The sequence below is a fragment of the Mesobacillus sp. genome (assembly GCF_049588175.1).
Lineage (GTDB): Bacteria > Bacillota > Bacilli > Bacillales > Cytobacillaceae > Mesobacillus.
This window is the reverse complement of sequence record NZ_JBAVFI010000440.1, coordinates 1-8128: the sequence shown is the minus strand read 5'-3', so window position 1 is coordinate 8128 and position 8128 is coordinate 1. Positions and strand designations below refer to the sequence as shown.

The 8128-nt window shown below is 41.5% G+C and carries 11 protein-coding genes; all 11 read left to right on the top strand.

Annotated features, from left to right (window positions below):
• Positions 1-41: 41 nt before the first annotated feature.
• Positions 42-314, top strand: coding sequence for a 30S ribosomal protein S16 (gene rpsP, locus WB217_RS10845; protein WP_423993243.1), 273 nt, complete (start codon positions 42-44; stop codon positions 312-314).
• 14 nt (positions 315-328) lie between these two features.
• Complete coding sequence (locus WB217_RS10840) at positions 329-559, top strand: KH domain-containing protein (RefSeq protein ID WP_125479141.1); 231 nt, start codon at positions 329-331, stop codon at positions 557-559.
• 187 nt (positions 560-746) lie between these two features.
• A complete protein-coding gene (locus WB217_RS10835; RefSeq protein WP_423993242.1) occupies positions 747-1139 on the top strand; it encodes a YlqD family protein in 393 nt (130 codons plus the stop codon).
• A gap of 6 nt (positions 1140-1145) precedes the next feature.
• On the top strand, positions 1146-1664 hold the full coding sequence (gene rimM / locus WB217_RS10830; protein ID WP_423993241.1) for a ribosome maturation factor RimM: 519 nt from the start codon (positions 1146-1148) through the stop codon (positions 1662-1664).
• The gene (trmD, locus tag WB217_RS10825) at positions 1661-2404 is read left to right on the top strand and encodes a tRNA (guanosine(37)-N1)-methyltransferase TrmD (RefSeq protein WP_423993240.1); all 744 of its coding nucleotides are present in this window, start codon (positions 1661-1663) and stop codon (positions 2402-2404) included. Before rimM ends, trmD begins: the two co-directional genes overlap by 4 nt.
• 131 nt (positions 2405-2535) lie before the next feature.
• The gene (gene rplS, locus WB217_RS10820; protein WP_423993239.1) at positions 2536-2880 is read left to right on the top strand and encodes a 50S ribosomal protein L19; all 345 of its coding nucleotides are present in this window, start codon (positions 2536-2538) and stop codon (positions 2878-2880) included.
• Between the two features lie 238 nt (positions 2881-3118).
• Positions 3119-3673 (top strand): signal peptidase I, encoded by a 555-nt coding sequence (lepB, locus tag WB217_RS10815; protein ID WP_423993238.1) that lies wholly within the window; start codon positions 3119-3121, stop codon positions 3671-3673.
• Between the two features lie 64 nt (positions 3674-3737).
• Positions 3738-4622, top strand: a complete 885-nt coding sequence (gene ylqF, locus WB217_RS10810) for a ribosome biogenesis GTPase YlqF (RefSeq protein WP_423993237.1) — start codon at positions 3738-3740, stop codon at positions 4620-4622.
• A gap of 77 nt (positions 4623-4699) precedes the next feature.
• Positions 4700-5473, top strand: a complete 774-nt coding sequence (locus tag WB217_RS10805) for a ribonuclease HII (RefSeq protein ID WP_423993236.1) — start codon at positions 4700-4702, stop codon at positions 5471-5473.
• Between the two features lie 21 nt (positions 5474-5494).
• On the top strand, positions 5495-7402 hold the full coding sequence (locus WB217_RS10800) for a hypothetical protein (RefSeq protein WP_423993235.1): 1908 nt from the start codon (positions 5495-5497) through the stop codon (positions 7400-7402).
• Positions 7399-7683 (top strand): EscU/YscU/HrcU family type III secretion system export apparatus switch protein, encoded by a 285-nt coding sequence (locus WB217_RS10795; RefSeq protein ID WP_423993234.1) that lies wholly within the window; start codon positions 7399-7401, stop codon positions 7681-7683. The genes WB217_RS10800 and WB217_RS10795 overlap by 4 nt, the downstream gene beginning before the upstream one ends.
• Positions 7684-8128 lie beyond the last annotated feature (445 nt).

The window sequence follows — 8128 nt, the reverse complement described above, 5'->3', positions numbered from 1 at the left end:
ATTCTATCTTGTGTGAAACTATTCGGAGGTGCTTATTTAAAATGGCAGTAAAAATTCGTTTAAAACGTATGGGAGCTAATAAATCTCCTTTCTATCGTATTGTAGTAGCTGATTCACGTTCACCACGTGATGGCCGTTTCATCGAGTCTGTAGGAACTTACAACCCAGTTGCTCAACCTGCTAAGGTTGAACTTAACGAAGAGTTGGTTCTTAAGTGGCTTAAAGACGGAGCTAAACCATCTGATACAGTGCGCAACTTGTTCTCAAAGCATGGTATCATGGAAAAATTCCACAACGCTAAGCTTAGCAAGTAATTATGGAAGCGCCCATGAAAGAATTAATTGAGACGATCGTGAAACCCCTTGTTGATTTTCCAGAAGATGTTCATGTAAATGTACACGAAGAAGATCAGCGCGTAACCTATAAGCTTTCCGTCAACAAAAGTGATATGGGCAAAGTAATTGGAAAGCAGGGACGCGTTGCAAAGGCGATACGAACAGTAGTCTATGCAGCAGGATCATCACAGCAAAAGAAGATTTTCTTAGAAATCGTCGAATAAAAGCCTACGCTCAGTATTGCAAAAGCAAAGCTGAAGCTGGTACAGGCTCTGTCTGTATAATGGCACTCGAATTGGAGGGGATAACCCTCCTTTTTTTCTTTTTAAAATAAGTACGATATAATTATGGGCAAGTGTACATTTTCAATGCTGTTGTATTAGTGCGAAGAGTGTGTAAGGGGGAAATGCTTTGAAGGTACTGCAAACAATAATGGTTAAACAGGTACTGACAGAAGAAAGCAAGGATCGGTTCCACCAAAAATATCACTCCAGGAAACTCCAGCTGCAAAAGGAATGCGACCAGCTAAGATTTGAACTGAAAAAGCTCGAAAAGGCAAAGAAGTTTCCTCCTGAGACCTTAAAGAAACATTTTGAAAATGAAATCAAGAATCATAAAGAGAAAATCAAGCTGCTTGATTTCCAGATTGAGCAACTACATATTCTTCCGCTTGGAAGCGAAATTAAAGAAACAGAATTACAGGGTTTAGTCGAAATAAAAGAAGGGGACCAATGGGATGAGTTCCTTTCGGGAAAGACTATTATAGTGAAAGACGGAATCGTGACCGAAATACGCGAGAGGTGATGAAACATGGAAAAATACTTTAATGTCGGAAAAATTGTAAATACGCATGGAATCCGTGGAGAAGTCAGAGTTATATCAAGAACCGACTTCCCGGAAGAGCGCTATAAAGTAGGCAATACTCTGCTGTTATTCATGCCAGGTTCAAAGGAACCTATTGAACTTACTGTTAAAAGCCACAGGACGCATAAAAATTTTAATTTGCTGACGTTTGAAGGTTATGACAATGTTAACCAGGTTGAAAAGCTAAGGGACGGCATCCTAAAGGTTCCTGAAACTCAGCGAGGAAAACTGGAGGAAGACGAATTTTATTTCCAGGATATTATCGGCTGCCTAATGTTAACCACTGCAGGCGAAGAACTCGGTAAGGTGGTTGAAATTTTAACCCCTGGCGCTAATGATGTATGGGTAGTGAAAAATGGGAAGGGAAAAGAGGTTCTCATCCCATATATTGAAGACATTGTTAAAAAAGTGGATGTCAATGAGAAAGTCATTGTGATAGAACCTATTGAAGGGCTTCTGTCATGATGCACATCGATGTCCTGTCCATCTTTCCGGAAATGTTTGAAGGTGTTTTCGGGCACTCGATATTGAAAAAAGCTGCTGAAAAAGAAGCAGTTCAATATAATGTCGTCAACTTCCGTGACTTTGCGGACAATAAACATCGAACTGTCGATGATTATCCATATGGGGGCGGTGCAGGTATGGTCCTTAAGCCGCAGCCGATCTTTGACGCTGTTGCTGACCTTAAGGAACGTGCGAAAAGCTCCGCGCCCCGTGTTATTCTTATGTGTCCCCAGGGGGAGCGGTATACGCAAAAGAAAGCAGAAGAGCTGGCAAAAGAAGAGCATTTGATTTTTATTTGCGGGCACTATGAAGGCTATGATGAGCGGATTCGTGAACATGTGATTACCGATGAGATTTCAATTGGTGATTATGTGCTGACAGGTGGAGAACTCGGTGCCATGGTTGTTGTTGACAGTGTCGTACGCTTGCTGCCCGGAGTGCTAGGAAGTGAAGAATCTCATATTCAGGACTCTTTCAGTACGGGTCTTCTTGAACACCCACACTATACCAGGCCATCCGATTTCCGGGGTTTGAAGGTGCCTGATGTACTGATTTCAGGAAATCATCGTTTAATAGAAGAATGGCGTATGAAGGAAAGCCTGAAGCGTACCATTGCACGCAGGCCAGATCTTTTAGAAGAAGCAGAACTGACCGATCAGCAAAAAAAATGGTTGGATGAACTTTCAAAACTTGAAGATTGATATTGCAGTCAGCGTTAGTTTATGGTAAGATACTTCTTGTGGCTTAAAGCGAACGTGCTTATGCCGCTTATAACGATGTTCCGCTGCAATGAAACGTTTTGCAAGAGCATTTGTGGGAGGAGATGAAAACGATGCAACAATTAATCGAAGAAATCACAAAAGCACAACTTCGCACTGATCTTCCATCTTTCCGTCCTGGTGACACATTACGTGTACACGTTAAGGTTGTCGAAGGAACTCGCGAACGTATCCAGTTGTTTGAAGGTGTAGTGATAAAGCGTCGTGGTGGTGGAATCAGCGAAACTTTTACAGTACGTAAAGTTTCTTACGGAGTAGGCGTTGAGCGTACTTTCCCTGTTAACACACCAAAAATTGCGAAGCTTGAAGTTATCCGTCGCGGTAAAGTACGCCGTGCGAAACTTTACTACCTACGTAACCTGCGTGGTAAAAAGGCTCGTATCAAAGAAATTCGATAAGATTGAATGTAAAAAAGGAGCTTGCCTAGCCAAGCTCCTTTTTCATACTCAAGGAAGGGTTAATACTGGTCAAAGATACTGCAGGACAACCCTTCAGATATATTTCTTGAAATATGTAATGGATAAACATTATTAAGTTTATTTTAAAAATCATCACGCATCGTGTTTATCTTGCCTGACTTATGTAAAATAAAGTTATGTATTCAAACAACCTATATTTTAGAATGGTGGGGAAAGAATGGCGGAGAAGAAGAAAAACGAATTATGGGAATGGACGAAAGCCCTATTGATTGCTGTAGTGCTTGCAGCTGTTATTCGATATTTTTTATTTGCACCGATTGTTGTTGATGGATTGTCAATGATGCCGACATTGCATGACCAGGACCGGATGATTGTGAACAAGATGAGCTATAAAGTAGGGGAGCCAGAAAGATTTGATATAATCGTCTTTCATGCGCCAGAAAACAAAGATTACATAAAAAGAGTGATCGGCCTTCCAGGCGATAGAATCGAATATAAAAATGATACACTTTATGTCAATGGAAAGGCATATCCAGAACCTTACTTGGAAGAATATAAAAAACAAGTGATAGATGGGCCGCTGACAGATCCTTTTACCCTTGAAGAGAAAATCGGCAGAGAAACAGTTCCTGATGGTCAACTTTTTGTGATGGGGGATAACCGCCGCTTCAGCAAGGACAGCCGCCATATTGGTACGGTTCCGTTCGAAAAGGTGCTAGGAAAGACAAACGTCATCTACTGGCCTATTGACGATCTGCGCACAATAGACTAGAAATAGCCACATCCTAAAATATTAGCAAGTGGATGGCTGGCAAAACAGATAGGAGGTGACTGCTTTGACGATCCAGTGGTTTCCAGGCCATATGGCCAAGGCTCGCAGAGAGGTCACAGAGAAATTAAAGCTCGTTGATGTTATTTTTGAATTGGTGGATGCAAGAATTCCTTATTCTTCAAGAAATCCAATGATAGATGAAATCATACAGCATAAGCCAAGAATTGTATTATTGAACAAGGCTGACATGGCCGATAAAGCGGTTACTGATGAATGGCTTCGCTTTTACCGCCAAAAAGGAATAACCGCGCTGGCAATTAACTCACAGGCTGGCATAGGCTTAAAGCAGATAGTCCAGGAGTCAAAGGTTCTGTTAAAGGATAAACTTGACCGGTTAATTTCCAAGGGTGTTAAACCTCGTGCAATCCGGGCGATGATTGTCGGCATCCCGAATGCGGGGAAATCCACTTTAATCAATAGGCTGGCAGGCAAAAATATAGCACAGACTGGCAACAGACCTGGTGTCACCAAATCACAGCAGTGGATTAAGATGGGCAAGGAGCTTGAATTGCTTGATACTCCAGGAATACTATGGCCAAAATTCGAGGATCAGGAAGTAGGTGTCAAGCTCGCGATTACTGGAGCGATTAAAGATACGCTTCTGAATCTTCAGGACTTAACCTTGTATGCCCTCAGATACTTAGAGAAGCATTACCCAGAACGCCTGCAGGAGAGGTATAAGCTGTCTGAGCTGCCGGAGGATATCGTCGAGCTTTTTGACCTTATTGGTAATTTTCGCGGATGCAGGATGCCGGGCGGCTATGTCGACTATGATAAAGTCGCGGAACTTGTGATCAGAGAAATCCGCACTGAAAAATTAGGGCCGTTATCCTTTGAACGTCCTCAAGATTTAATAAAACTTGATGAGATTGATGAAAATGAAAAATAAAGGTCCTGTATCCAGGGCCTTTATTTTTCGTTTAGATCGCCGATACATATAAAAGAAGCAAAATTAGGAGATTTTTTATGAAAACATGGACGATTGGTGAGATTGAGCAACAATTATTTGGCAAGGACTATGTCGAGGATGATTACCTGATAGCACTAAAACAAGATGAGCGTAAAGGTGTGCAGCGCATGCTTGTCAAATGGGAGAAACAAGAACGGATTAAGAGGGAGCTGCATGAACAATTTATCAGCATGACGTCCTTTGAGAAGAAGTATAGAGGAGAAGGCTATCATGCAATAGCAGGCATTGACGAGGCAGGACGGGGACCGCTAGCGGGACCGGTAGTAGCAGGTGCAGTTATTTTACCTGAAGACTTTTACCTTCCTGGACTCAATGATTCTAAAAAAATCCCTGAATCTAAGAGGGAGGAATATTTTGAGGTAATCAATAACCAGGCACTGGCAGTAGGCATTGGGATCATCAGTGCAACAGAAATTGATGAAATTAATATTCTGCAGGCAACTAAAAAGGCGATGCTCATGGCAGTAGGTCAACTGGGTGTTTCACCGGATTTTCTTTTGGTAGATGCTGTGAAATTGGATACGCCATATCCATCCGAAGCGTTAATAAAAGGTGATGCAAGAAGTATTTCAATAGCAGCGGCTTCTATTATAGCAAAGGTTACCAGAGACCGGTTAATGAAGGAGTTAAGTCTGGCCTACCCTCAGTTTGGGTTCCATGCAAATATGGGTTATGGAACCGCTGAGCATATGAAGGCAATGAGGGAGCATGGTGTTACCCCATTTCACAGAAAAACATTTGCGCCAGTAAGAGAATGTATTGAGAATTAAGTTCGATAAAGCAGGTGAAGCATGGAAACAGGAGCACTGCATAGCCTATTCAATCATAATCCATCACAGCAAGTCAAAACTGCGTCCCTAAGACCGGGGCAAATCATCAATGGGAAAATCATTAAGCTGTTTCCAGAACAAATTGCAGAGATTCAAATCGGAAACCAAAAAATGATTGCCCAATTAGAAACACCTCTTTCGGCCAATGAACGATACTGGTTCCAGGTCCAGCCAGGTGAAGGAAAAGTTCGCTTGAAGGTGATCGCAACTGGCGGTGAGGAGGGTAAGCAGTCCGAAAGTTTTTCCAGGATTCTCGGAGAATTTTCATTGCCCGCGAATAAGGAAAACCTTGAACTGGTACGTTTTTTTCTAAAGGAGCAGCTGCCAGTCAGCCGGGAAATCCTGCAGCAGGCTTCCGAATGGCTGAAAAGCGCAAGTCCACGAAGTTCTGGACTCGAAGCAATCCATATGATTTTAACCCGAGGACTACCGGTAACAGAAGCAACATTTTCTGCTTTATATACGGTCAATAAAGAGCCATCATTAACTCTGTTAATGGAAAATCTCCTGCAAGCAATTGATCAAGAATCTAATACGGAAACAATGAGTAAAATTAAACTCTTGCTGAACGAGCAGGTACCTTCGAATGGAACACTTGCTGCCAGTCACGTATTGGGACAAATTGCCGCCACTTGGCTTAAGGGCAATGATACAGAAGGGCAAGCTGCCTTCAAGCTGCTTCAACAAGCGGCTGGGTTTCCTGCCCAGGAAAGCGAGAAAATGGTCTTGCAGCAAATGCTTTCAAACCTGAAAAACAAAAACGATAGGATATTGAAAGAGGAAATCCCAGCAGAACTGAATTTTGCTAAGAAAGTGATCGCCCTTTTAGAAAAGGGTGAAATTACTGTAGCGAAACAATTGATAGACAGCATTATTAAAAAAGAGCCAGCCGGTACGATCATGAAAAATGGGCAGTTAACAGAGCTAGTCGAACAGTTGAGGCAGTTATTCGCAGTTTCTCCGGTAAAAGAGGCTGATCAACAGGAGGGTTTGCAAGCATTTAAAAAATTAATAGCAATGGTATTAGCGGGAAATGATGATTCTGAGTCAGGGGTAAAGTGGTTATCGATTTTACATCCAGGAAAAGAGAGTTTTTCAAATGCCGGAGCTGAATTACTGAAAGCTGCAGGAAATGCTGAGATGTCAGGTTTAACTAGTCAGCAAATCGAACTTTTGCGAAAAGCAATCAATAATGCTGAACAGGGAATGGCAATTTCCAATGAAGAGTCTGCAATCCTCACAACTGAAAAAATAAAGTCCTTCCTGTCATCTCTTGGTCTTTCATATGAACGGGAGCTTGCAGAAGCTTTTAAAGGCTCTCTTGAAGACAAGGCTCCGCCTGCAGAGAGTTTGAAGCCGCACCTGATACGTCTGCTGAATGAAAACACTCCCCATACTGTTAAGGACGCTGCAGAGCAACTATTAAACAAAATTACCGGGTTCCAGCTGCTTTCACAAGAGACCGGTCCTATCCAGCAGCTAATCGTGCAGATGCCGTTTATCATTGGGGGGAAAATGTCAGAGGTTACCGTGCAATGGAGCGGCCAAAAAACAGAAGACGGTAAAATCAACGCGGATTATTGCCGTGTACTCTTTTATCTAAAGCTCGAGCATTTGGATGATACGATTGTTGATATGCAGGTCCAGAATCGGATTATGAGCATGCAAGTCATCAACCAACATCCTTCATTAAAAACAGTGGCAGATCAGCTCTTGCCATTGTTAAAAAACAAACTCACAGAAGTGAATTATCATTTGTCAGCAGTTAGCTTCTCCGTACCAGGGGCATCAAAGCCAAACGGGGAACATAAGAAACTAGTAGACCTTTATAGCAAAAAAGATTACAGCAGGGTGGATATAAAAATATGAAACCTCAAAAATCTGCACGGAAAACGGCTGTAGCTCTGGGTTATAATCCTGCCACCCAGGATGCTCCCAAAGTCATGGCCAAAGGGAAGGGTCTTGTAGCCGACCAAATCATTGAAAAAGCGAAAAATCATGACATTCCGATCCAGCAGGACCCATCCCTTGTGGAAGTCCTGAGCCAGCTTGAACTGAATGAGCGGATACCAGAGGAACTTTACCAGGCAGTTGCCGAAGTGTTTTCTTTTATCTACAGGCTTGACCAGCAGGCGGGAAAATCTAAGTAGTAGATTCTTATTAACTACATTAAATTAGTTAGGCTCTTTTCTAAAAGCAACAATGTCTACGAAAACAGTCATTAGTTACATTCACCCATTGATTAGACTATTGGAATTTCATTTTATTACATACTCTGTTAAAGGTCCTTGTTGATTAAAGCGGAAATCTACAGAAAAATTTAACATATATAAACAATTTAGGGTCATATTTGTAAATCGACAATCTATTGTAAAAACTAAATTAATATTTTCATGTTGAAAATAAAGAGAAAGAAAATAATTTTTTTCAGCCCTTTAATCTCCTTAAAAGTCGAGAAAAGCCTTAAGCTCGGCTTTTTATGTTGTATTTTTATTAGAATGATACTTTTTTGCAATATTGAAAATGGCAAAATATTTAAATCATAAAGGTAGACAATCAATATTTCATTATATAAAATGAAAGCGCAGTCTATTT